Here is a 22,280-nt window from a genome sequence, read left to right on the forward strand (position 1 = left end):
ATGCTCTTTTTTAGCTGTCCAGCAGCTTCTCCACCCTTTCCCTTACCTGAGGAACCGAAAGGCCGATGATGATCTGCAAAGCTTTGCCGTTCCTGACCACACCGTGGGCGCCCAGCGCTTTAAATTCGTTGTCCGGCTGCACTTTTGATTCGTCATAGACGCTGACCCTCAAACGTGTCGCACAATTCGTCACTTCCGCGATGTTATCTTTTCCGCCGAGGGCGCGAATACAAAGAACCGCTTGATCTTCTTCGTGTTCCCTGCCCGCTGAAACCTCTTTTTCTGAATGCTTCTTCGCCTTGAAATCTTGTTTTGTATAAAACTTCGTTTCCTGCTGTTCACCTTTTTCCCGCCCCGGTGTTGCGATGTCCATTCTTAAAATCAGGAATCTGAATACAAAGAAATAAATGACTGAGAAGGAAAGGCCGATCAATATTTGAAACAGATAAGTGCTGCCATGCGAATGAAAGAGCGGTATCCAGTTGAGCGTCAAGATTTCGATTAAACCTCCGCCCATATTCCCGACAACTCCGCAAGCATACATCAATGTCGCCATTGTAGCCGCTAAAAGGCTGTGGACCAAAAACAGCAAAGGCGAGATGAATAAAAAGGTAAACTCAATCGGTTCTGTGATCCCGGCTATCATGGCCGTCAAGGTAATCGGAATCAACAAGCCGGCTACGATTTTTTTCTTTTCCTTTTTGGCTGTCACATAAATGGCAAGTGCGATTCCAAGAATTCCGAAGATCTTGGAGTTTCCGTGAAGCGCAAACCCGCCCTGCGGAAACAGCTCCTTCAGCGGCTGCGCACTGGCTGAAAACTCCCCGAGGTGCTGGGCCCAATAGGTGACAATCCCGCCTTCAACAACGGCCGGTCCGAAAACAAACGGCGTGTATATGAAATGATGAAGCCCCGTCGGAATCAAGACCCTTTCAAGAAATGTGTAGACCCATACGCCAAATGCGCCCGACCCCACGAGAAACGTTTGCAATGATGCAATACCGCCTTGAACCATCGGCCAAATGTACGCTGTTGCCAAAGCGACCGGCAGCATGACGGCAAACGAGATGATCACGACAAATGAAGAACCTTGAAAAATCCCCAGAAAGTCGGGCAGCTTTTTATCAAAGTAGCGGTTGTGGATATACACGACAATAGAAGAAATCAAAATCGCGCCAATGATGTTTGTGTCAAGGGTTTTGATGCCTGCAATTTCTGCAAGTCCGCTGGTTCCCCCGGCTTCCTGGCTCATGTCTACGCCGAAAAAATCGCCCCAAACGGTGAGGATGGCGCTGATAAAGTAGTTAAAGGTCAAATAGGTAGTAAGCGTTTCCAAACATGCGCGCGCCTGAGCTTTTTTCGCGAGTGCGATCGGAATGCCGACCGCGAACAACAGCGGCATCTGCCTAAATACGGTCCAGCCCCCTTCCTCAATGATATACCAGCATTGATACCAAAAGGTGTCAGGCCGGGCGATCGCTCCCATCAGCTGCTCGTTTTTAAATAAAGTGCTCAGTCCCACGACGATTCCCGCAAACGCAAATAACAAGACCGGAACAAACATGGCGCTGCCGAATCGCTGCACTTTTTGCATCAATGTAACCCCCCCTTGTTTGTTAAACATGATTTTTTTCGGTCCGGTTCTTTTCTTCAGTGTAATCGATATAACTGCGAAACAACGCTTCCCCGACGAGAAAAAAAGGAGCAAACGCCGTCAGTTCTGTATGAGAAGAAATCGTTACAGGCTGGCTCGTCGCATAGAGGTTGTACGGCGTCAATTGAGCGAGTAAATTATTTTTCAGGTTGGTCAGGGAAATAAACGGAATCCCTTTGGCAGAGAGCGTTTGGGCTTGCGGAATCAGAGACGGGGTTTCCCCGGACAGCGAAATGATGATGATAAGATCTTGATCGGTAAAATCAGACATCATCATTTCGAATTCGATTTGATCTTTGATGACCATCAAATACCTGTGCCGGGGTATAAACATGCGCTGCAGCTCACAAGCGCAGGAAGTTTGGGCCGTGCCGGAGCCGTACACAAAAATACGGTCTGCTTCGTCAATCAGTTTGCACATCTTCCGCATATCCGTATTTTTTAAATATTTCATGCTGGCTTCCATATCCCTCATCAGCCCTTCGAAAGAACGGCATTCATCCCGCTCTTCCGCCCGCTTCTCCGCCTCCCATTTCAAAAACACCCGAAATTCGCTGTATCCGCTGAAATCAAGCTTTTGAGAAAGCCTTAAAATAGAAGTGCGTGATACATTGCACTTTTTAGCCAGTTCATTTATGCCTAGCTTGTAGCAGGTATCCTGATGATTCAAAATATATTTCAAAATATGAAAATCATTTTCATTTAGTTTTTTATAATGCTTGTTCATCAATTCTTCCAATTGCATCATGTTCACCCCATTTTTTCTCTATTTTTATTATATAAAATACGAGAAAAAATGGGGGTTATGCCAAGCAATGAATCAACTGCCGGTTGGCATGTAAAACGCGACGTCCTTTATGACGGCTGAAGGTTTTTCTCTGCCAGCGGCGGCCAGTAATCTTTGTTTGCTTCAACCAGGTCGTCTAAAATGAGCTTTGCCGTTCGTGCGTTTGGAACCGTCTTAGACAACGTCAGCGCCTGCCACAGTTTTTGATACGACTTTTCAATCCACGCTTCGACAACCAGCTTTTCAACGGATACCTGCTGCTCCATCAGTCCTTTTTGGAACTGCGGAATCCGGCCGACCGTGATCGGCTCAGGCCCGTTTTTGCCGACGATGCACGGTACCTCAACCATCGCCGTTGGATCAAAGTTTTCGATCGTGCCGTTGTTTTCAACGATTAACAGCATCCGTTCCCCCGTATTATATGCGAGCGCACGGGCAAGGTCGACGATATATGAAGCATGGTCATCAATTTTGATTTGGCTGTCTGCAGACGATTGCGCCCTGACGATTTTTTCGCATTCGCCGAAAATGAATTTTTCCCTGCCCTCCATGACTTCGTTCGCCCGGGTAAAATCGGGATTCGATTTTTTCACCATATCATCCGGGTAGAAATAATATTGCAAATATGTGTTTGGCAGCGTATCCGGATCAAGCTGGTAGACTTCACGGGCCTTTTTGAAGGTATCATTCCAGCTTGCTTCTGCTTGTTCTTGTTCGTTTTTCGGAATGTAGCCGAACTTCCCGACGTGTTCCTTGATCGCCGGCATCAGATCGTTTCCGGCCTTGTCACAGATTGACGTCCACCAGCCAAAATGATTGAGGCCGTAATAACGGACGACCATTTCTTTCCGGGAAGATAATCCAAGGATTTGGGCCATTCTGTCTTCAATGCCGATCGGCATATCGCATATGTTCAGCACTTTTGAAGTCGGGCGCAGCCTTCTCGTCGCCTCGGCGACAATGGCAGCCGGATTGGAATAGTTGAGCATCCACGCATCAGGAGAATAGGTCTCCATATAATCGATCAGCTCGAGAACGCCGCCGATGGATCTCATTCCATAGGCGATTCCTCCCGGTCCGCACGTTTCCTGGCCGACAACTCCGTATTTCAGAGGGATTTTTTCGTCGAGCTCCCTCATCGCATATTTTCCGACCCTGATATGAGCCATCACAAAATCGACCTCAGAAAACGCTTCTTTCGGATCAGTCGTCGCCAAAAATTCAATATGAGGCGCCCTTTCTTTAATCAACACTTCACAGGCGCCTGCGATTTTGTTTTGGCGCTCCTCGTCATTATCGTAAAGCTTCAGGCGGGAGATCGGAAAGTCATCAAGATTGTCCAGCAGCATCAAAACGATTCCCGGGGTAAAAGTGCTTCCTCCTCCGGCTATGACGATCGAATACGATTTGTTCATTTTATTGCCCCCTTATAAGCGTTTACATGTTACTTATATCACGCTTTACATCGGCATCCAACAGGTTTGGGGCAGACAGTTCCTATAATCGTGTTCTGTTTATTTTCACGGAAAGCGGGAAATTTCCCATGGGATTATTGTACAATCAGTGTAAGACATCGTAATTGGAGTGTTTCGTTTATGCTGATTGCACTGCTATTATTTCTGCTCGCGGGTTTGGCTGAAATCGGCGGGGGCTATCTTGTTTGGCTGTGGTTGAGGGAGTCCAAGCCGGCTTGGTACGGAATTTGCGGAAGCCTGATTTTAATCGCCTACGGGATCATCCCAACGTTGCAGAAGTTCCCGTCATTCGGCCGCGTGTATGCCGCCTACGGAGGTGTGTTTATCATTCTTGCCGTTCTGTGGGGCTGGTGGGTCGACAAAAAAACCCCTGACCTCTATGACTGGGTCGGGGCTGTCATCTGTTTAGCGGGTGTATGCATCATGCTTTGGGCGCCGAGAGGATAGCTATAAATTATACTTTTGCAGGCGCTTGTAGAACGTGCTTCTCGGAATGCCTGCCAGCTTTGCGGCCTTTGTCACATTGCCTTTCGTTTTTTGCAAAGCCTCCATCATCATATGTTTTTGGATATGCTCCCTGAATGTAAGCGGCGCGCTTGAACAGCGATCTGCGGCAGGCGGTTCTGAGCTTTGCCAGTCAAGCGCGCTCAGGACCGGTTCATAATCGGCCTCGCAGATCATTCCTCCGGAAGGAAACAACACTCTCAGACGTTCAAAAACATTGAAAAGTTCACGAATGTTTCCAGGCCAATGGTATGCTTCAAGCCGCCGAAAAAAATGATCAGGACATTCGGCATTCCACTGATGCTTCTTTTTGTAATGGGTGAACAAATCGGGAATATCTTCTTTCCGTTCCCTCAGCGGCGGAATGTTGACGGGGTAGACATGAAGGCGGTAGTACAAATCTTTGCGAATCTTCCCTTTTCGTAAAAGCTCGGTTATATCGCGATGGGTTGCAGAAATGATTCTGATGTCCAAAGGAATTTCATGAGTGCCGCCGATCGGGGTGACCTTCCGCTCCTCGATGATCCTTAACAGCGCAACTTGCATCGCATGGGGGATTTCTCCGATTTCATCCAAGAAGATCGTTCCTTTGTCAGCCTGCTCAAATTTCCCTTTTGAGCCGCGGCGTTTCGCCCCGGTAAACGCGCCTTCCGCATAACCGAACAGTTCGCTTTCCATTAAGCTTTCGGGAATGGCGCCGCAATTTACGGCAATAAAAGGGCCGTTTCTTCTGGCGCTCCCCTCATGGATCGCCCTTGCCGCCAATTCTTTTCCAGAACCTGTTTCCCCCCATATGTATACGTTGGCATCCGTATTTGCTGCCATTTTCATTTCGTTGAGCGCCTTTTGAAATACCTCGCTTGTACCTGCGGCTCCTCTATAGCTGAAATAGGATATAAATGTTCCGGTATGTTCTTTTTGCGGGGCTTCTCTCAATGAGATTGAGGTTCCGAGCGGCTCTCCGTTTATGTCTGAGACAATTTTCTGTTCCGAGCGGGTGTAACACCCCCGGCTAAGCAATTCATTGACATTCATGCCGCGCCAGTCTGAAAAACGTTCGCGCACAGGCTTGCTTGCCGAAACGATCGCTTTTTTATCATTGCAGACGATAAACGGTTCATCAGAATCGATGATCTCAAGACAACGGTTGACGAGTTCCACTTCTTTTCGTTTTGAGCGGACATTGATTTCGCGTTCAATGGCATGGGCCACGGTCGCTGCCATGCCGAGCATAAAAGGGTGCCGCCTGTCAGCGAGACAGGAAATGTCAATGACGCCTAAGGTCGTTCCGTCCTCATGCCGGATCGGGGCGGCTGAACAGCTCCATTGATGGGAGGCGACGGAGTAATGCTCTGTTCCGTTAATCGAGACGGCCTCGCCGATTTCAAGCGCCGTACCGATTGCGTTTGTACCGACTTCCGTTTCTGTCCAGCACACCCCTTCGACAAAATTGATTTTTCTTGCTTCTTCAAGCGTTCTTTTGCTTCCCGCCAAGCTTAGCACATAGCCGTCCGCATCGATGAGAAGAGCCATCATTTCCGATTCTTCCAATTCAAGGCTGATCTTTTTCAAATAAGGCAGGGCGGCCTCAAAAAATTCGGAATGCTTCTGTTTTTGAGCGTTGAACAAATCCTTTTGCAATATCGACCGTCCTTTATCTAAATACGGATTCACATTTGCATTTTTACAGCGGTACCATGATTCCATGACTCTTTTGTTCAGGCGGGACCCGTCAAGCAGCCCCTCCTGAACGAAGCGCTTCCACGTATTTAAATAGCAGGGCGTCGGATTCATTCCATCCTCTCCTAAGGGCTTTTTTCTCATTATAGAGAATTATAAAAGCGCTTTCAACATTGCTTTTTTAGATGCATCAGCAATGGACGGCCTGCCCCGTGGTTTGCAGTAATGCTTCGTGAATCGTTTCTGAAAGAGTCGGATGTGCGGCGATCAAATTCTCCATTGCGTCAGCCGTCATCTCGGCATGCATCATAATGGATGCCTGCCCGATCAGTTCGGTGGCATTCGGCCCGATGATGGATACGCCGACGATCTCGTTATATTCCGGCTCCGTGATGATTTTCACCTTGCCGACAGGTTCGTGTAAGATAAGCGCTTTCCCATTTGCGGAAAACGAAAACTCTCCCACCCGAATATCGCCATATCGTTCCCTTGCTTTCTTTTCATTCAGCCCGACGCCGGCGATTTCAGGTGAAGTATAGATGCAGCGCGGGATGATCTCGCCGCTTGCCTGCACGTCTTTGCCCGAAGCGTGGGAAGCGGCGATTTTCCCTTCGTGAAAGGCGGCGTGTGCAAGCTGTACGCCGCCCGTCACATCCCCGCAGGCATAGATATGCGGAAGGTTCGTTTGCATATGCTGATTAACGTAAATGCCCCTGCTGTCATATTGAATTCCGATATGATCAAGGTTTAAATCCGACACCCTCGGCTTCCGGCCAATCGCGATTAAACAAACGTCTGCACCGATTTCTACTCCATTGTTCAAAAAGGCTTTCTTCTGAATGTGATCAAGCCGTTCAACAGATACGGATGTCATGACGTCGACTCCGGATTGTTCAAGCTTGCTGCGCAAAAATGCGGCGATGTCAGGGTCCTCTTCAGGCAGAATCTGCCCGGCTTTCTCAGCGATGACGACTTTAGCGCCCATTCTGCTGAAAATGCTTGCGAATTCGCAGCCGATGATGCCTCCTCCGATGATGAAAATCGTGTCGGGAATGGACGGAAGCGCCATGGCATCGCCGCTATGGATGATCCACTTCCCGTCAAAAGGGGCGAATGGCAGCTCCGCCGGTTCAGAACCCGAGGCGATGATCGCTTGATCGGCTTTGACGACCTCCCTCTGCCCTTCTCCTTCTACAAGGATGTCGCGTTCGGAGAGAAAAGACGCTTTTCCGTTCAGCACCTTGATCCTGTTTTTGTTCATTAAATAGGTGATGCCTCCTAAAAGCTTTTGGACGATCGCCGTTTTTCGCTTCTGAACGCCCTGCCATCGAATGACGGCTCCTTCTTGCGGCAGATCAATGCCGAACTCATTGGCCGCCTTGATTTTTTCATACACATCCGCGCTTTCAAGCAGCGCTTTTGTCGGGATGCAGCCTTCGTTCAGACACGTTCCTCCCAATGGCCCGCGGTCAATCAATATGACTTCCCTGCCGAGGCGGGCGGCGGTAATCGCCGCCACATATCCTCCCGGTCCTCCTCCGATTATGGCGAGTGTCATGTTTTCACCTTCTTTCTATAAAAGAATCGATGCAGGGTTTTCCAAATACGTTTTTACGGTTGTCAGAAACGCCGCGGCCGGCGCCCCGTCGAGCGCCCGATGATCAAACGTCAGGCTCAGCGGAAGGATATCGCTTTTGCACAATTCCCCTTCCTTGTAAACGGGCGCTTCGTACATCCGGCCGATTCCGAGGATCCCCGCCTCAGGCGGATTCAAGATCGGCGTGAAATGCTCGACTCCGTACGCGCCCAGGTTTGTGATCGTAAAAGTTGAACCTTCAATCTCATCGTGAAGAAGCCGGCCTTCGCGTGCTTTTTCAGCGTACCATTTTATTTTTTTTGCCAGTTCAATTAACGGCAGGCGCTCGGCATGGCGGATGACGGGAACCGCCAAACCGCCGTCCAATGCGGCCGCAATTCCTAAATGGACGTGTTCATAAATCGAAAGCCTTTCGTCTTGATATGAGCTGTTCATCTCAGGGTGCTCCAATAGCGAAAGCGTCGCCGCCCTTGCGGCAAAATCGGTCAGCGTCAGCTTTGTATCATATTTTGTTTTGGCCGTTTCATTAAGTTGATGCTGCAGGGCGGTCAGTTTGGTTACATCGGCTTTCATCGTGATGGTAAGCTGTGCGCTGTTTTGCAGGCTTTCTGTCATCCTAGCGGCGATCGTCTTCCTCATCGTGTTTACAGGCTGCTGATCCTTTTTGGCCGGCTGTGTTTTCGGCTCTTCAGGAAGCGCCTTTAAAACATCAGCCTTCGTAATCCTTCCGCCCGGTCCAGTGCCCTGTATCGAATGAATGTCCACGTTTGCGCCTTCAGCGATTTTACGGGCGGCTGGAGAAATTTTCAGGCGTTCTCCCGCCGGTTTCGGTCCCTTTTCTTTTGGGGCCTGTTCGCTTTCATCGCCGATACAGCAGATGACGGTTCCCGGCGGCACACCTTCTCCTTCAGGCACTTTAATTTCTAAAACGGTCCCTTTTGCCGGCGACTCGATGTCCATTTCGATCTTTTCAGAGTTGATGCTAGCGATGCTTTCTCCTTTTTCAACGGCTTCCCCGGCTTTTTTATTCCAGGCGGACACGATCCCTTCTTTCATTGACATTCCAAGCTTTGGCATGACAACTTCGACGGCCATGTTTTCTCTCTCCTTTCTTAATGTCACACGCCTTGAGACGATGTCTCTCCAACAAGCTCCAAAACGGTGTTCATTACCTTGTCAGGCGTCGGCAGATAGATGTCTTCAAGCGGCGGCGAAAACGGGACAGGTGTGTGCGGCGCCGTCACCTTTTTGATCGGGGCGTCCAGCAAATCAAATCCCTTATCTGCGACCAGGGAGGCGATATCCGCGGCGATGCCGCACCTCGGATTCGCTTCATCAACGATCACAAGCCGGTTTGTTTTTTCTACTGAAGCCAGAATCGCCTCTTCATCAAGCGGCGACAAGCTGCGCGGATCAAGGACTTCCGCCTCGATTCCCCGGGCCGCAAGCTGTTCTGCTGCTTCTAAAGCCGTGTTGACCTGTTTGCCGACGGCGAAGATCGTCACGTCAGAACCTTCCCGCTTCACGTCTGCCTTGCCGATCGGAAGCGTGTAATAACCTTCAGGGACATCACCGGTCATGTTGTATAATGTTTTGTCTTCAAAGAAGATGACGGGATCTTGATCTTCAATCGCCGCAAGCAGCAAGCCTTTGGCATCATAAGGAGCAGAAGGTACGACCACCTTCAGCCCCGGAATGCTTGTAAAAAGGGCATACAGGCTTTGCGAATGCTGGGCAGCCGCTCTGAAGCCAGCCCCGTGCGTTGTTCTGATCGTTATCGGCACCTCCGCTTTTCCGCCGAACATATAGCGGAACTTCGCACCTTGGTTCAGCACCTGGTCCAAACAGGTGCCGATAAAATCATTGAACATCAATTCGGCGATCGGCCTGAGACCCGTTGAAGCGGCAGCCATTGCAGCGCCGATATACCCAGCTTCACTGATCGGCGTATCGAGAACCCGTTCCCTTCCGAATTCCTGAACGAGCCCCTTTGTCACGCCAAGCACGCCGCCCCACGCTTCATCATCCTGCAGGTGGTCGACGTTCGCTCCGCCGGCGACGTCTTCCCCCATTAAAATAACATCGGCGTCTTTTCTCATCGCCAGTTTGATCGCTTCATTGAGCGCGCCTGACACGCTTAATACTCTCGCCATTTTTCAATTCCCCCTTTGAATCGATTAATAGGAAACATACACGTCTGTCAGCAGTTCGGCCTGATCAGGATACGGGCTTTTTTCGCTGAACTCGACCGCTTCCTCTACCGCTTTTGCGACAGATGTTTCAATCCGGTCAAGCTCCTCTTCAGTCAGCTTCTGACTTGCCAGCAATTCGCGTCTGAAAATGGAGATCGCATCTTTTTCTTCTTGATGCTCCAGTTTTTCTTCGCTCGTCTTGTAGCGCTGGGCATCCCCTTCAAAATGACCGTAATTGCGATATGTGATGCATTCGATTAACGTCGGGCCTTCGCCGTTCTTCGCCCGTTTTACCGCCTCTTCGGCCGCTTGATAGACGGCCATCACGTCTTTTCCATCCACTTGTACGCCTGGAATTCCGTAGCCCGCGGCACGGTCGGCGATCGCTTTGCAGCTCGACGCGTAGGAAAACGGCGTCGCTTCGCCGTAGCCGTTATTTTCGGCAACGAAGATAACAGGCAGCTTCCAGATGGCAGCGAGATTGATCCCTTCGTGGAAAGTGCCTTGATTGTTTGCGCCGTCACCAAAGAAGCAAACGCTTACATTTTTCTCACCTTTATATTTGGCTGTAAGAGCAGCCCCGCAGGCCAACGGAAAACCGCCGCCGACAATCCCGTTTGCGCCGAGCATTCCTTTGTCAAAGTCTGCGATGTGCATCGATCCTCCCTTGCCCTTGCAAAGCCCTGTCGCTTTTCCGTAGATCTCAGCCATCATTCCTTTGATGTCGCACCCTTTTGCGATGCAATGCCCGTGACCGCGGTGCGTGCTCGTGATGCTGTCTTTGTCGTTTAAATGGGCGCAGACGCCGACCGCCACCGCTTCTTCCCCAGCATAAAGGTGGACAAATCCCGGCAATATTCCCTGGGCGAACAGCTCATGCACCTTGTCTTCAAATTTGCGGATTTCGAGCATTTTTTTGTACATCCATTCCGCTTTTTCCTTTGTCAATGCCGCTTCCATTATGCAAAACCTCCCTATCTTTTATCGCTCACTTTTTATTAAGCAAAAATCGTGCCAACATAAAAAAAGCCGCTCCGTCGCAGATGGCTCTCAAAGAGACGGGCGAAAAAAGAAACAAAATGAGACCCGCGTCTCGTTTTGTCTACGAATGATTTGCCAGAAAAACTTTTTGGCCGTTAGAATGGAGAGTAAGGAGGTCGATTCCATGACAAAAGCATATGTCTTTTTAATTGACGGATTTGAAGAAATCGAAGCGATTGCAACGATTGATATTTTACGGAGGGCGGAAGTGGAAACCGTCACCGTCTCCCTCGATCCAGAACGAAGCGTCAAAGGCGGACACGGCATCGTCGTTGAAGCCGACAAAATGTTTGACGACGCCGACTTTCGTGAAGCGGACATGCTGATTCTGCCGGGAGGAAACGTGGGAAGCAAAAAAATGCTTGAGCATGATGCCCTGCATGAGACTTTAAAAGAAGCCGCAGCATCCGGAACATACGTTGCCGCCATTTGCGCCGCGACGATGACGCTTGGAAAAACGGGGCTTGTCAGCGGCAAAAAAGCAACCTGCTACCCCGGCGTTGAGAAGGAGCTTACAGGAGCGGACATCGTCACAGATGAAAACGTCGTGATAGACGGGAATATCATTACCTCCCGCGGGCCTGCGACAACGATCCCGTTTGCCTTAAAGCTGGCTGAATTGTTAAAGGGCAAAGAGAAAGCCGATGCAGTCGCTAAAGGCATGCTCGTCCAATAAAAAACACCGGCACAGACTGCCGGTGTTTTCTCATAAGGTTAAACCGACCGCTGGTAAAACCTTTGAATATGCATTGAAATATAGCATAATTCCTTTTCCGGAAATTCAAACCCGTACTCTTTTTTGACGAATTCCCCGATTTCGCGCGCGCACAAAAAGGCTTGTCTGAACCTCTTTTTAATCAGGTCCATCATGTCAGCATCAAGTTCATAAAAGGTCTCACCCGCTTCGACGTGCTGAATCGCAAACCGGAGATGCGTGACAAGCCTTTCATATGAAATCGTTTCGTCTTTGATCGTGATGTTCAATCTGTTTTCGATGATTCTGATGATATCCCTGATCATTGTCGTAAGGTCGAGCGTTTTGGTCATATCCCCGGCGTTTGTTTTGGCGGTATGTATATGTAAAGCGATGTTTGCGACTTCATCCTCGGGGATGTCGATGTGAAGCTTCTCTTTAATGAGCGCTTTCGCCCAGCGTCCGATTTGGAATTCTTTCGTATATAGGACTTTGACTTCATGAAGCAGCGGATTTTTGATGACCATTCCTTTGCTGAGGCGTTCAATCGCAAACGACAGGTGGTCTGAGAAAGCAACATGGATCCGTTCGTGGATTTTAATCCCCAGCTCCTTTTCCGCATGAGAGATGATGTCCTCTGCAATCTGAATGTGATCCTCCGGAAGCGTTTTTAATATATTCTTAAACTGGCGGTACTCTGTTGAATCTTTCTTGACAAAGATTTTTTCGATTTTAGACCTGTCCACAACATCATTTTTCTTTTTCTGAAAGGCGATTCCGGACCCCAGCACGATCTTTTCTTCATCACGGTCTTTCACTACCAGCGCGTTGTTATTTAAGATTTTCTTGATTTTCATAGCTGCCTTCCTTTCATCCCTGTTTTGGTAATGAAAACGGAATTATTCTTTTTCCTCTTTCAAGCCAAGACACAGCGTCGCAACGAACGCAGAAACCGCGGCAATCGCAAAACCGATCAAGTAATGAACGAGATTGGCGGTTCCGAGCGGCAAAATGATCGAAATCATCGGAATGCCGGTCAGCCCGTATGAATTGGCGGCGACGTGGACGAAGGTCACATATGCACCGCCAAGCGCGCCGCCGATCGCTGCACCGATAAACGGCCTGAGATATTTTAAATTGACGCCGAACATCACGGGTTCGACGATTCCGAGAAAGGCGGTAAGTGAGGCGGGTATCGCAATCTTTTTGATATCGGCGTTTTTCGTTTTAATAAATGCGGCAAGCCCGGCTCCCCCTTGAGCGACGTTGGCCATCGACCAGATCGGAAGCAAAAAGTTGACGCCGTATTCGGGATCTGCAAGCAGCGAGGCTTCGATCACATAAAAGCTGTGATGCAGGCCACTCAGGACGATCAATGAGTAAAGTCCGCCAAATAACAGGCCGGCAACCGGTCCCGCATATTGATAAACAAAGCCCAGGCTTTCACTCATCAAACGGCCGATGAATAAAGAAACAGGCCCCATGATAAACAGTGCAGCAAATCCTGTAATCATCACCGTTACAAACGGAATGACAAGCAAATCCAAAGAGCGGGGAACGATTTTTTTCAGCAGCTTTTCAATGCAGCTCATGATATAAACGGACAACAGAATCGGGATGACCGTCTCCTGATATCCGATCAATGGCACTTCAAGCCCGAAAACATCAACGGATGGCAGTGCTTTGCTGCCGAGCAATGAAGGATCGAGCAAATCCGGGTGGGTGAGAATACCGCCGATGACCGCCCCCAGATACGGATTCGCACCAAACTGCTTCGCCGCGCTGAATCCAAGCAGCACGGGGAGAATGATAAATGCGGAACTCGAAAAAATATCGAGCATTTTCATAGCCGGGACGTCCGCTGCGCTTAGTCCAAATTCCTTGAGGACCCCGATCAGCCCCTTGATCAGCCCGCTTGCGACCATTGCCGGAATGATCGGGACGAATATATCAGACAACGTTTTTGCAAATCTCGTAAAACGATTCATTCGAGATTGAGGTTCTATTTCCTTCTCTATAGGAGCCGGTTCACATAATTGAAGCATTTCTTTGTAGATTTTATTAACGGTGCCCGCTCCGAAAATGATTTGAAATAAGCCGTACCTAAAAAAAGTCCCCTGCACGTGCTCCAGCTTTTCGATTGAGGCAATATCTATTTTTGTATCATCTTTGACATTGAAACGCAGCCTTGTCGTACAGTGGCTGATATCGATGACGTTTTCGCTGCCGCCGATCCTGGACAACAGTTCTTTTGCGATTTCTTTATGCTCCATAACCGGTGTCTCCTCCTTCAATTTTTTTATCCTATCAAATGAGCAGCCAGCGATCAAAATGAAAAATGTGACATTCGGAAAAAACGCGCCGGCCAAAGAACGAAAAAAGACCTAAAACATGCGAAGGACGTCTGCCGATAGGCGCAAGAAAGCGCACTGAAAGGAGTAGGTCCTTCGTCATATTTTAGGTCTTGCCTGCTTTACCAGTAACAAACCCGCCGATATTTTGTTCTTATTACGATTCTATTCTGTTCAGGCTTTTGCATCAATAGTACTATTTTCACAAAAAGAGAAGGTGCGGCTCACCTTCTCTCAACGTCTTTAAGCGATGTTTATCCTTTTCCGATCCCTCTTTACGCCCTTCGCACAACTAAGCAAGCTCTTGCTGCTTCGTTTCCGTTCCCAAAAAGAGAACCGCGCCGACGGCTGCCAAAACCGCCAGGCAGAAGATCAGGAAAATGACGGAAAGCGATGTGCCTTGGCTGACGAGACTGCCCACAAGGAACGGCCCCAAAATCCCGCCGATTCTGCCGAACGCAGCGGCCATTCCGGCGCCGGTCCCCCTGATCTGCGTCGGGTACTGCTCAGGCGTATACGCGTAAAGCGCTCCCCATGCGCCAAGGTTGAAGAATGATAAAAACATTCCTGCCGCCAACAGGAGGGCGAGCGACTCGGCCGTTCCGAAAAAGTAGGCGCTGGCGGCTGTTCCGAGCAGGTAAAGAATGAGGACCATTTTCCGGCCGGCTTTCTCGATCAGCCAGGCGGCCGAGAAATAGCCGGGCAGCTGGGCCAAAGTCATGACCAATACATATTCAAAGCTTTGAATCATGCTGAATCCTTTCATGACCATCACGCTCGGCAGCCATAAAAACATCCCGTAATAGGAAAAAACGACGCAAAACCAGACGATCCACAGCATCGCCGTCGGACGGACGAAGCGGGCGGACCAGACGCTTTTTATATTGTCAACAATGGACGGCTTCCGCTCTTTAGCAATCGTGCCGTATTTTGGCGAGTCGGGAAGCGCCAGGCGCAGATACAGCGCGTAAAACGCCGGAAGCGCGGTAATGAGCAAGGCGATCTGCCAGCCGTAATGCGGAATAATAAAATACGAAATCAGTGCTGCGGCCAGCCAGCCGAATGCCCAAAAGCTTTCCAGCAGGACGACGACCCTTCCCCGCCGCTCGGGGGCAACGGTCTCCGATACGAGCGTTGATGCGACCGGAAGCTCTCCTCCAAGCCCCATGCCGACAACAAAGCGCAAAACCAAAAATGCCGCAAGTGTCGTTGTAAAAGCAGATAAGCCGCTGCCCACCGAGAAAAACAGCAGGGTAATGATAAATACGTTTTTACGGCCGATGCGATCGGCCAATAGCCCGAATAAAAAAGCCCCGACAGCCATGCCGATTGAGTTGATGCTGCCGATCCAGCTCATCTCTTCAGGCGTCAATTTCCATTCCTTGTGTAAAGCAGCGATAATAAACGACAATATTCCGACGTCCATGGCATCAAAAAGCCAGCCGAGACCAGCAACGCCGAGCAGCTTCCGCTCGGAAGCCGGACGGTTGTTCTTCATACTCACTCACCTCTTAGCTGATTTTACATGAGTATTAGTTTACACCTGTCTTTACACTTTTGTCACGAAGAAATTGACGCTGTCATTCCGAGGCATGCGTTTTTATGGCATATGATGTTTATAGAACTTCTTTTCCTTGTCATGATGCCACTTCGGCATAAACCCGTTCTTTTTCTCTTTTTCATAGCGTTGCTCAATATGGGATTTGATCTCTTTCCCTCTCTCTTGATCAATAATTCCGTACTCGACATACTTGTTGATCAGCTGTTTTTTCTTCTCCATAATATCCCTTTGCATCGAAGCCAGTTCATTTTTTTGCTGCTCTGTAAGATCGCGCGTTTCCCCATGCGCCTCAGAAAGCGGGGCGAAGAAGGACAACGGCGCGATTACCAATAAAGACAGCCATAATTTGCGCATTGCACAACACCCTTTCTCAAAATTTATTCATTCTATTTTTTTCTTTTTCAGGCGAATTATGCATCGCAATTAGCAAAAAAAAGCAAACCGGTTAGCGGTTTGCTTTTTGGGCGGCATATTGATCAATGCGTTTAAGCGCTTCGTTCATCTCCATGCTGCTCTGGAAGCTCTCTTCGATTTTTTGAATGTTTTCTTTATATAGGCTGTTGTTCAATACTTGATCTGCAGCGTGCCGCAATGTGTTCCCATCAAGCTTGTCTTTGAAAATCGTATAGCCTGCATTCAATTCAGCAAGCCGCGCGGCGATCATCGGCTGATCCTTATCATGGGGCACGACGACCATCGGAACCTGAAAATGGATGCTTTCATTTACGCTGTTCATTCCTCCATGGGTAATGAATACATCCGTTTCTTTCAACACTTCAAGCTGCGGAACATAAGGGGCTATGATGAAGTTTTCGGGAACATCCTTCAAATGCGAGAAGTCGGCTCTTTCTCCCGCCGCTATCACCACGATGCCTTCAAAACAAGAAAACGCATCAATGCACAAGTTGAAAAATTCCGCCGTTTTGTCCAAAACCGTGCCCATTGAAATATAAATGACCCTCTTCTCCTTTAGCTTCTCAAGCGGAAAGTCGTGCTTTTTGTCCAGCCGTTTCGGAAAGCTCGGGCCGATAAACAAATAGTCATCCCCGTACCGGCCGCTCTCAGGCTGGAAATAACGGCTAGTATACACGACGGTCAACTCAGCCCGGTTGCTCATAAATTGAGAGACATGGCGCGGGGACACTCCGTATGTTTCTTTGATCTCGGCAAGCAGGTCTTCACATTCTTTGTCCATTTTGAGCGGCACGCCCGAATCCGGGTGCAGCGGCAGAATATCCAGATGCTCCTCTCCGAATAGGAATGAAGCAGATGACGCGACTCCCGGGATATTTAAATAATCCCTGACCAGTTCCCCCGCACAGAATGTGTCATAATAAACGAAATCAAACTGAATGCTTTTGGCCAGTTCCTTCACGACCTCCAATATATACAGCGATGTCCGCAGGTGAATCTTCAAAAACGAAAGAAGACCGGAAGGAGACCCCGGATCGATGCTCGCGGTTCTAAGCAAATCTTCATGCAGATGGACAGTCGCACCTACACCTTCCAACCTGTCTTTAAATTTTTCCGTTGTAATGTAATGAACATTGTCTCCCCTGTCAACAAAGGCCTTTGTGATGCCTAAAGTTGGATTGACGTGACCTTCTGCCGGAAAGTTTACGATTAATACGTTTGCCATCTGTAAAACTCCTTTTCGTCCATTTTTAAACAGCTTGACATGCAAATGCCGCCTGTTTAGACTGATATTAGTTACTACTAACTATCATAAAATGGAGGGATTCATGCATGCAAGAGACGAACGACCGGATTATTTCTGCTGCCTTGGACTTAATGCAAAATGACGGATTTACATCAGTGACGATCAAGGATATCGCCCTTTCTGCAGGCGTAAGCGAAATGACGGTTTACCGGCATTTCAAAACAAAAAAAGGACTTTTGGAAGCCGCCGTTCAAAAATTTTCATATATCCCCGCCTTTAAAACGATCTTTGAAAGCAGCATTACATGGGATTTGGAAAAAGATTTAACGCTGATTGCCGAATCCTATCTGCAGCTCATGGAAAACAACAAACCGCTGTATCTTATCGCCGTCCAAGAGGGAGAAAGGCTGTCTGATCTGTTTGGTTTTATTTTGGAGCACACGGAAGAACTCCTTCGTTATGTGACAGATTATATTGTCGCAATGCAAAAGAAAGACCTGGTCAAAGCAGGTGATGCAGGTTCGCAGGCTTTCGTGTTTCTGACAACTTTATACGGATTTTTCTCCTCAAATGCGCTTGCTGCAGGCCGATTTCAAAAAATCGCAAAAGACGCATTTGTGAAACAGACGGTCGCCGCTTTTTGCAGCGGAATGAAAAAAGAATAAATCCCTATCTCCAATCGCAGGAAATAGGGGTGAATGGTTTATTGATTGAGTGTTTCAACATCGCTGAGCTTGATATCAGCGCCTTTTTCAAACGATACGGCATATTTGACATAACCGCTTTCCATATCTTTTGTGTCCTCTCCAGCAAAATCATTTGCGTTGATATTGACATATTCATAATCATATCCTTGATCTTTCAAAACATGCTGAACCGTTTTCGCGGCGCGATAAATGTCTTCCTGATTGCTGTCTGCCGCATCCAGTACAAGTTCGATTTGCATCGGTCCATCGAGCTTGATGTCTTTGCTCCATTTTGCGTTATCTGCGAGTTTGTCCTTTAAAACCTCCAGATAAACGTCGGCGTCCACGAGATGCCTCACTTTTCGCTCTAAAACCGCTTTCAGTTCTTTTGAAGCTTCGCCGCCCAGCCGCTTCATCAACTGCTCATCAAGATTCGCATCGTGAATGCCGTCAATGTTGACCTCCGGTTTGAAAAACCCCGTAAGCGTGAACTGATACGTTCTTGTTTGATCGCCAACTTCCGTGACATCAAACACATATTCCGCAAACTTAAAGTTGTATACGCCCTCTTCAATTTCCAGCTCCTTGTCAGGATAGCGCTCTGCCAAATAACGCTCAAGCGCTTTTTTCGACAACATCCCGCTTACCGGGTTGCCGTTAAATGAATTGTATGCGGCAAGTACGAAAGCTACGGTAATGAAAAGGAGCACACTATATACGATTTTCTTTTTCATGACATGACCCGCTTTCTGCCAGTTTGATGCACAGCCAGCCGATAAAGCTTCCGACAATGGCGAATAAACAGTGAATCACGGCGAGCCAGACCGCCCCGCAAATCGAGCTGATCACATATTCCCCAAGCGTCGTTCCCCCGATGGCCTCCCCGCCGGCGAGTTCTGCAAGCGAATCGGCAACTCCCCAAATGAAAATCGGAACAAATGAGAGCAGGAAAACAATTCTAACATTCCGGTAGAACAGATAGATGAAGAGGCCAAGGACCGCATACCATAATATGAAGCCAAAGCTTCCATTTAAAAGCGACGTTTTGATCGCGAGAAAAAAAGAAATGGCCGTAAACAAGATCTGATAAAGAGAAAGCCTGTGATCGATGATTTTCTTTGGAAGCGGGGTTTCTGTCGCCAGCTTTTTGTATTCCGGGTTGTTTTTGACCTGCTCCTCAAACCACTTCGCGGTCTCTTCGCTCAGCAGTCCTTCCCGGTACAGAGGAAGCAAATCGCGAATAATATAGCGCGTCTTATCCTCCATGGTATCCCTCCATTTCGTTTTTCCCTGTGAAAAAGATGCTCCTGGACCGGCTCTATGCCGCTTGGAGCGAAAAGCCTTTTTCAACACATGTTTGGCAATGAAAAAAAGCGATCGTTTTGACCGCCGGCTGAATCCCCAAACCTGTGGGCACCTGACATTTTTCTTCCCAAGTATTTAGTGGCCGCAAATGGTTCATTTGTTACACTTTTCATAAAAAAAGAGACAAAATGAAAAAACTCATTTTGTCCCAAGTTCTAATCTTTCATCCGCGGCCTCTTTCAGCGCCTGAAGCATGTAGCCGATTCCCCGGTACCCGGCCAGCGGATAGGTGATTTGCTGCTCTTTTCCAAACACGCTCAGAAGGACGGGACGGTATTTTTTTCCGCCGAGCATCACGATTTCATCGTATTGCGTGAGGTGTTTCTGTTCGGCTTGCGCCTTCAGCTCATCAAGCGGCATGATCTCCGGGTGGCGCATACCGAAGGTGACATCGTAGTTTTCCGGGACAATATCCTCCGGGAGCAGAAAACCGTGCTTTGCGGAGAGGATCGTCCAATCGGCAAAAAAGGTTTGCGCATATGTGCGGCACGCCTGATGGAACGGGCTGAGATACACGTCCCGCGCGGGAGACGGCCCCTTCGACGGATCGACATCCCAGATCTTTTTCTTGCCGCAGGGGATGATGCAGAGTCTTTTCATCGTTTGTACCTCCTTTGTGATTCCGCTAAAAAACGCCTTGTGGAAGGCGTTTTATTTCAGCTTGAGCGATACGACACTCTCCACATGGGCGGTCTGCGGAAACATATCGACAGGCTGAATATATTCGACGCGGTAATCTTTCGCTACATACTGCAGGTCTTTGGCGAGCGTTGACGGGTTGCATGAGACGTAGACGAACCGCTTCGGCTTGACCTGTTTGATCGTGTCCAAAAACGTCCGGTCGCAGCCGGTTCTCGGCGGGTCGACGATGACGACGTCAGGGCGGAAGCCTTCTTTCGTCCATTTTGGCAGCCAGTGTTCGGCTGTGCCTGTGACATATCGGGCGTTTTCGATGCCGTGCTTTTTCATGTTTTTGTTGGCATCTTCGATCGATTCTTTTATGACGTCCATGCCGCGGATTTCTCCGGCGCCGTCTGCGAGCCACATTCCGATCGTGCCGACCCCGCAGTAGGCGTCGACGACCTTTTCTGTGCCGGTCAGCTTGGCTGCTTTTTTCACTTCGTCGTAGAGCTTGACGGTCTGGATCGGGTTGAGCTGAAAAAAGGCGCGGGCGCTCAGCTCAAATGAGACGTCTCCGAGAAATTCCTGAATGACCATATTGCCGGCAAGCAGCCTTGTATCTTCGCCGAGGATCACCGATGTTTTCGCTTTGTTGACGTTTTGGATGACCGATGTCACCTCAGGCAGGCGTTTTTTGATTTCTTCAGCGATCAGCTCCTTGCGCGGGAGTTCGTCTTTTGCCGTGACGAGCACGACCTGCACCTCTCCCGTTTCAAAGCCCACTCTTGTGACGATCGTCCGGGCATCGCCGGTCCGCTTCCGTTCATCATAGACGGAGATGCCGAAGTCCTCGAGAATCTGCTTGACGGTCTGCGTCGTTTTGTTTGTCCCCGGATGCTGGACGATGCATTCAGTAATCGGAACGAGGCGATGCGAATCAAGCCCGTACAGGCCGGCAACCATTTTTCCGTTTTTCGTGCCGAGCTGGAATTGGCTTTTATTCCGGTAATGCCACGGATTATCCATCCCGATCGTCGGCCTGATCTCCATCTTGCCGATATCAAAGCGGGTGTGGCGTTCAAGCGACTGAATGACGATGTCCCGCTTTTCTTTCAGCTGCTGATCGTATGCCAGGTGCTGAAGCTGACAGCCCCCGCACTGTTCATAGATGATGCAGGGCGGTTTGACACGGTGCTCCGAGCGTTTGCGCACCTTTTTGACACGGCCTTCGGAAAATTTCGGATGAACCTTTGTCGCCTCGACGACGACTTCCTCGCCGGGCAGGGCGCCCGGAACGAAGACGACTTTTTTCTTAAAATAGCCCACGCCTTCGCCGTTGATGCCGAGGCGCTTGATCGTCAGCGGAAATTGCTGTCCGATTTTTATTTCTGCTGATGATCTTTTGCTTTCACGTTTCACTCATGTTCTCTCCATTTCTATTCAATGCTCCTCCATAAATACAGGGAAGCATAGCTTAAATAAGGCTGCCATTCCCTGCTCATTTCAAGCATTTCGTCTTTTGTCGGTTTATCTGTTAAGCCAAAATGGCGCTTGATCGCTTTTTGCAGGCCGATATCAGCCATCGGAAACAGGTTTGGGCGCCCGAGCCCGAAGAGCAGGACGTTTTGCACGGTCCACGGGCCGATCCCTCTGATTTTCACCAGCTTTTCCATGATGTCTTCATCTGTCAGCGATGACAGCTCATCAAGGTTTAACTCCCCTTCAGCGATCATTCTTGATGTATCGATCACATATTCGGACTTCCTCATGCTGAACTGGAGGTCGCGGAGATCGCTGTAATCGAGCTTTGCAATCGTTTCGGGAAGCGGATAAAACCAGACGCCGTCTTTCAGTTCGCCGAATGTATGAACGAACCGCTCCGTCAGCGTAAAAGCGAACGACAGGTTCAGCTGCTGGTGGATGATGCATTTCATCAGGCAATGATACAGCTGAAAATCGAGGACTAGCGGCGTTCCCGCATGATCTTCAAACAGCTTGGACAAGCTCGTTTTTGAAAAATGATCCAAAACGGGCTGAAGGCTTTCTTTCCACCCGAAAATCCGCTTCACTTCTTCCATCATGAACTCCTGATCGTCTGTTCCGCTGACGATAAATTGAGGAGCGTCAGCCGTCCCTGCCCCTTTGACCGTAACGACGGACGGCTTTTTCTTCAGATTGCGAAGCGGGAGCCTGACTTCCCGTTGTTCAAGGCTGACCGCATTGAGCGGATCAAGAGACAGTCTCTCAAGAACGCGGTCGAATTGATAAGGAGGTGATACGCTTACGATTTCCTTCCACATGGCTTCCCATCCCTTTTCTTCTTTGTCCACAGTATACCATGTTTGCTTTTCACTTATAAAACGGCGGAAATTTAATTTTTTAACTGAATGATACCAGGTGCCGGGAGCATGC

At 49.0% G+C, this 22,280-nt stretch carries 21 protein-coding genes; 3 read left to right on the forward strand and 18 right to left on the reverse strand.

The features are described 5' to 3' along the window. Window positions 1–10: 10 nt before the first annotated feature. The 3 genes from MHB78_RS19265 to glvA form a co-directional block, all read right to left on the reverse strand. Window positions 11–1,597, reverse strand: a complete 1,587-nt coding sequence (locus MHB78_RS19265; RefSeq protein ID WP_099047023.1) for an alpha-glucoside-specific PTS transporter subunit IIBC — start codon at window positions 1,595–1,597, stop codon at window positions 11–13. A gap of 19 nt (window positions 1,598–1,616) precedes the next feature. Then, a complete protein-coding gene (locus MHB78_RS19270; protein WP_046130995.1) occupies window positions 1,617–2,399 on the reverse strand; it encodes a MurR/RpiR family transcriptional regulator in 783 nt (260 codons plus the stop codon). A 110-nt stretch (window positions 2,400–2,509) separates the two neighbouring features. Further along, a complete protein-coding gene (gene glvA / locus MHB78_RS19275) occupies window positions 2,510–3,856 on the reverse strand; it encodes a maltose-6'-phosphate glucosidase (protein ID WP_046130996.1) in 1,347 nt (448 codons plus the stop codon). Between the two features lie 180 nt (window positions 3,857–4,036). Here glvA and MHB78_RS19280 point away from each other — a divergent pair, with 180 nt between their 5' ends. Continuing rightward, window positions 4,037–4,363 carry a YnfA family protein gene (locus tag MHB78_RS19280; protein ID WP_046130997.1) on the forward strand — a complete coding sequence of 109 codons (327 nt, stop codon included), beginning with the start codon at window positions 4,037–4,039 and terminating at the stop codon, window positions 4,361–4,363. Here the strand turns inward: MHB78_RS19280 and MHB78_RS19285 are convergent, their stop codons facing one another. From MHB78_RS19285 to MHB78_RS19305, 5 genes are all read right to left on the reverse strand, one after another. Then, the gene (locus tag MHB78_RS19285) at window positions 4,364–6,214 is read right to left on the reverse strand and encodes a sigma-54-dependent Fis family transcriptional regulator (protein WP_046130998.1); all 1,851 of its coding nucleotides are present in this window, start codon (window positions 6,212–6,214) and stop codon (window positions 4,364–4,366) included. It abuts the gene before it with no gap. Window positions 6,215–6,290: 76 nt separating this feature from the next. Continuing rightward, a complete protein-coding gene (gene lpdA, locus MHB78_RS19290; protein ID WP_046130999.1) occupies window positions 6,291–7,658 on the reverse strand; it encodes a dihydrolipoyl dehydrogenase in 1,368 nt (455 codons plus the stop codon). A gap of 15 nt (window positions 7,659–7,673) precedes the next feature. Beyond that, window positions 7,674–8,792 carry a dihydrolipoamide acetyltransferase family protein gene (locus MHB78_RS19295; protein ID WP_046131000.1) on the reverse strand — a complete coding sequence of 373 codons (1,119 nt, stop codon included), beginning with the start codon at window positions 8,790–8,792 and terminating at the stop codon, window positions 7,674–7,676. Between the two features lie 23 nt (window positions 8,793–8,815). Continuing rightward, window positions 8,816–9,850 (reverse strand): alpha-ketoacid dehydrogenase subunit beta, encoded by a 1,035-nt coding sequence (locus MHB78_RS19300; protein WP_046131001.1) that lies wholly within the window; start codon window positions 9,848–9,850, stop codon window positions 8,816–8,818. Between the two features lie 24 nt (window positions 9,851–9,874). Continuing rightward, entirely contained in the window at window positions 9,875–10,849 is a 975-nt protein-coding gene (locus tag MHB78_RS19305) for a thiamine pyrophosphate-dependent dehydrogenase E1 component subunit alpha (protein ID WP_046131002.1), read from the reverse strand. Between the two features lie 205 nt (window positions 10,850–11,054). Here MHB78_RS19305 and MHB78_RS19310 point away from each other — a divergent pair, with 205 nt between their 5' ends. Next, window positions 11,055–11,606, forward strand: a complete 552-nt coding sequence (locus MHB78_RS19310) for a DJ-1 family glyoxalase III (protein ID WP_046131003.1) — start codon at window positions 11,055–11,057, stop codon at window positions 11,604–11,606. Between the two features lie 38 nt (window positions 11,607–11,644). Here MHB78_RS19310 and MHB78_RS19315 read toward each other — a convergent pair whose 3' ends face one another. From MHB78_RS19315 to MHB78_RS19335, 5 genes are all read right to left on the reverse strand, one after another. Further along, window positions 11,645–12,481 carry a PRD domain-containing protein gene (locus MHB78_RS19315; RefSeq protein WP_046131004.1) on the reverse strand — a complete coding sequence of 279 codons (837 nt, stop codon included), beginning with the start codon at window positions 12,479–12,481 and terminating at the stop codon, window positions 11,645–11,647. A gap of 42 nt (window positions 12,482–12,523) precedes the next feature. Continuing rightward, window positions 12,524–13,897 carry a sucrose-specific PTS transporter subunit IIBC gene (locus tag MHB78_RS19320; protein WP_046131005.1) on the reverse strand — a complete coding sequence of 458 codons (1,374 nt, stop codon included), beginning with the start codon at window positions 13,895–13,897 and terminating at the stop codon, window positions 12,524–12,526. Between the two features lie 370 nt (window positions 13,898–14,267). After that, window positions 14,268–15,473, reverse strand: coding sequence for an MFS transporter (locus tag MHB78_RS19325; RefSeq protein WP_046131006.1), 1,206 nt, complete (start codon window positions 15,471–15,473; stop codon window positions 14,268–14,270). Between the two features lie 102 nt (window positions 15,474–15,575). Continuing rightward, window positions 15,576–15,890: a YckD family protein gene (locus MHB78_RS19330; protein ID WP_046131007.1), complete on the reverse strand. Its 315-nt coding sequence runs from the start codon at window positions 15,888–15,890 to the stop codon at window positions 15,576–15,578. 91 nt (window positions 15,891–15,981) lie between these two features. Continuing rightward, window positions 15,982–17,175: a macrolide family glycosyltransferase gene (locus MHB78_RS19335; protein ID WP_046131008.1), complete on the reverse strand. Its 1,194-nt coding sequence runs from the start codon at window positions 17,173–17,175 to the stop codon at window positions 15,982–15,984. Between the two features lie 107 nt (window positions 17,176–17,282). Between MHB78_RS19335 and MHB78_RS19340 the strand changes: the two genes are divergently transcribed. Then, a complete protein-coding gene (locus MHB78_RS19340) occupies window positions 17,283–17,861 on the forward strand; it encodes a TetR/AcrR family transcriptional regulator (RefSeq protein ID WP_046131009.1) in 579 nt (192 codons plus the stop codon). Window positions 17,862–17,899: 38 nt separating this feature from the next. On the opposite strand, the gene MHB78_RS19345 is transcribed toward MHB78_RS19340, so the two are convergent. From MHB78_RS19345 to MHB78_RS19365, 5 genes are all read right to left on the reverse strand, one after another. Then, window positions 17,900–18,616, reverse strand: a complete 717-nt coding sequence (locus tag MHB78_RS19345) for a hypothetical protein (protein WP_046131010.1) — start codon at window positions 18,614–18,616, stop codon at window positions 17,900–17,902. Further along, entirely contained in the window at window positions 18,594–19,148 is a 555-nt protein-coding gene (locus MHB78_RS19350) for a hypothetical protein (RefSeq protein WP_046131011.1), read from the reverse strand. The genes MHB78_RS19345 and MHB78_RS19350 overlap by 23 nt, the downstream gene beginning before the upstream one ends. A gap of 237 nt (window positions 19,149–19,385) precedes the next feature. Beyond that, window positions 19,386–19,847: a DUF6884 domain-containing protein gene (locus MHB78_RS19355; RefSeq protein WP_046131012.1), complete on the reverse strand. Its 462-nt coding sequence runs from the start codon at window positions 19,845–19,847 to the stop codon at window positions 19,386–19,388. 51 nt (window positions 19,848–19,898) lie between these two features. Further along, window positions 19,899–21,287 (reverse strand): 23S rRNA (uracil(1939)-C(5))-methyltransferase RlmD, encoded by a 1,389-nt coding sequence (gene rlmD / locus MHB78_RS19360; RefSeq protein ID WP_046131013.1) that lies wholly within the window; start codon window positions 21,285–21,287, stop codon window positions 19,899–19,901. A 17-nt stretch (window positions 21,288–21,304) separates the two neighbouring features. Next, a complete protein-coding gene (locus tag MHB78_RS19365) occupies window positions 21,305–22,168 on the reverse strand; it encodes a DNA-3-methyladenine glycosylase (RefSeq protein WP_046131014.1) in 864 nt (287 codons plus the stop codon). Window positions 22,169–22,280 lie beyond the last annotated feature (112 nt).

It is taken from the genome of Bacillus sp. FSL K6-0138, assembly GCF_037982765.1.
Classification (GTDB): domain Bacteria; phylum Bacillota; class Bacilli; order Bacillales; family Bacillaceae; genus Bacillus; species Bacillus glycinifermentans.

Excerpts from the sequence above, each read along its gene's own strand:
- MHB78_RS19305 (WP_046131002.1), bottom strand. The coding sequence starts at position 10,849 with ATGGAAGCGGCATTGACAAAGGAAAAAGCGGAATGGATGTACAAAAAA.
- MHB78_RS19340 (WP_046131009.1), top strand. The coding sequence starts at position 17,283 with ATGCAAGAGACGAACGACCGGATTATTTCTGCTGCCTTGGACTTAATG.
- MHB78_RS19295 (WP_046131000.1), bottom strand. The coding sequence starts at position 8,792 with ATGGCCGTCGAAGTTGTCATGCCAAAGCTTGGAATGTCAATGAAAGAA.
- lpdA (WP_046130999.1), bottom strand. The coding sequence starts at position 7,658 with ATGACACTCGCCATAATCGGAGGAGGACCGGGAGGATATGTGGCGGCG.
- MHB78_RS19300 (WP_046131001.1), bottom strand. The coding sequence starts at position 9,850 with ATGGCGAGAGTATTAAGCGTGTCAGGCGCGCTCAATGAAGCGATCAAA.
- MHB78_RS19315 (WP_046131004.1), bottom strand. The coding sequence starts at position 12,481 with ATGAAAATCAAGAAAATCTTAAATAACAACGCGCTGGTAGTGAAAGAC.
- MHB78_RS19280 (WP_046130997.1), top strand. The coding sequence starts at position 4,037 with ATGCTGATTGCACTGCTATTATTTCTGCTCGCGGGTTTGGCTGAAATC.
- MHB78_RS19310 (WP_046131003.1), top strand. The coding sequence starts at position 11,055 with ATGACAAAAGCATATGTCTTTTTAATTGACGGATTTGAAGAAATCGAA.
- MHB78_RS19345 (WP_046131010.1), bottom strand. The coding sequence starts at position 18,616 with ATGAAAAAGAAAATCGTATATAGTGTGCTCCTTTTCATTACCGTAGCT.
- MHB78_RS19320 (WP_046131005.1), bottom strand. The coding sequence starts at position 13,897 with ATGGAGCATAAAGAAATCGCAAAAGAACTGTTGTCCAGGATCGGCGGC.
- MHB78_RS19365 (WP_046131014.1), bottom strand. The coding sequence starts at position 22,168 with ATGTGGAAGGAAATCGTAAGCGTATCACCTCCTTATCAATTCGACCGC.
- MHB78_RS19270 (WP_046130995.1), bottom strand. The coding sequence starts at position 2,399 with ATGCAATTGGAAGAATTGATGAACAAGCATTATAAAAAACTAAATGAA.
- MHB78_RS19350 (WP_046131011.1), bottom strand. The coding sequence starts at position 19,148 with ATGGAGGATAAGACGCGCTATATTATTCGCGATTTGCTTCCTCTGTAC.
- MHB78_RS19355 (WP_046131012.1), bottom strand. The coding sequence starts at position 19,847 with ATGAAAAGACTCTGCATCATCCCCTGCGGCAAGAAAAAGATCTGGGAT.
- MHB78_RS19325 (WP_046131006.1), bottom strand. The coding sequence starts at position 15,473 with ATGAAGAACAACCGTCCGGCTTCCGAGCGGAAGCTGCTCGGCGTTGCT.
- glvA (WP_046130996.1), bottom strand. The coding sequence starts at position 3,856 with ATGAACAAATCGTATTCGATCGTCATAGCCGGAGGAGGAAGCACTTTT.
- MHB78_RS19330 (WP_046131007.1), bottom strand. The coding sequence starts at position 15,890 with ATGCGCAAATTATGGCTGTCTTTATTGGTAATCGCGCCGTTGTCCTTC.
- MHB78_RS19335 (WP_046131008.1), bottom strand. The coding sequence starts at position 17,175 with ATGGCAAACGTATTAATCGTAAACTTTCCGGCAGAAGGTCACGTCAAT.
- MHB78_RS19285 (WP_046130998.1), bottom strand. The coding sequence starts at position 6,214 with ATGAATCCGACGCCCTGCTATTTAAATACGTGGAAGCGCTTCGTTCAG.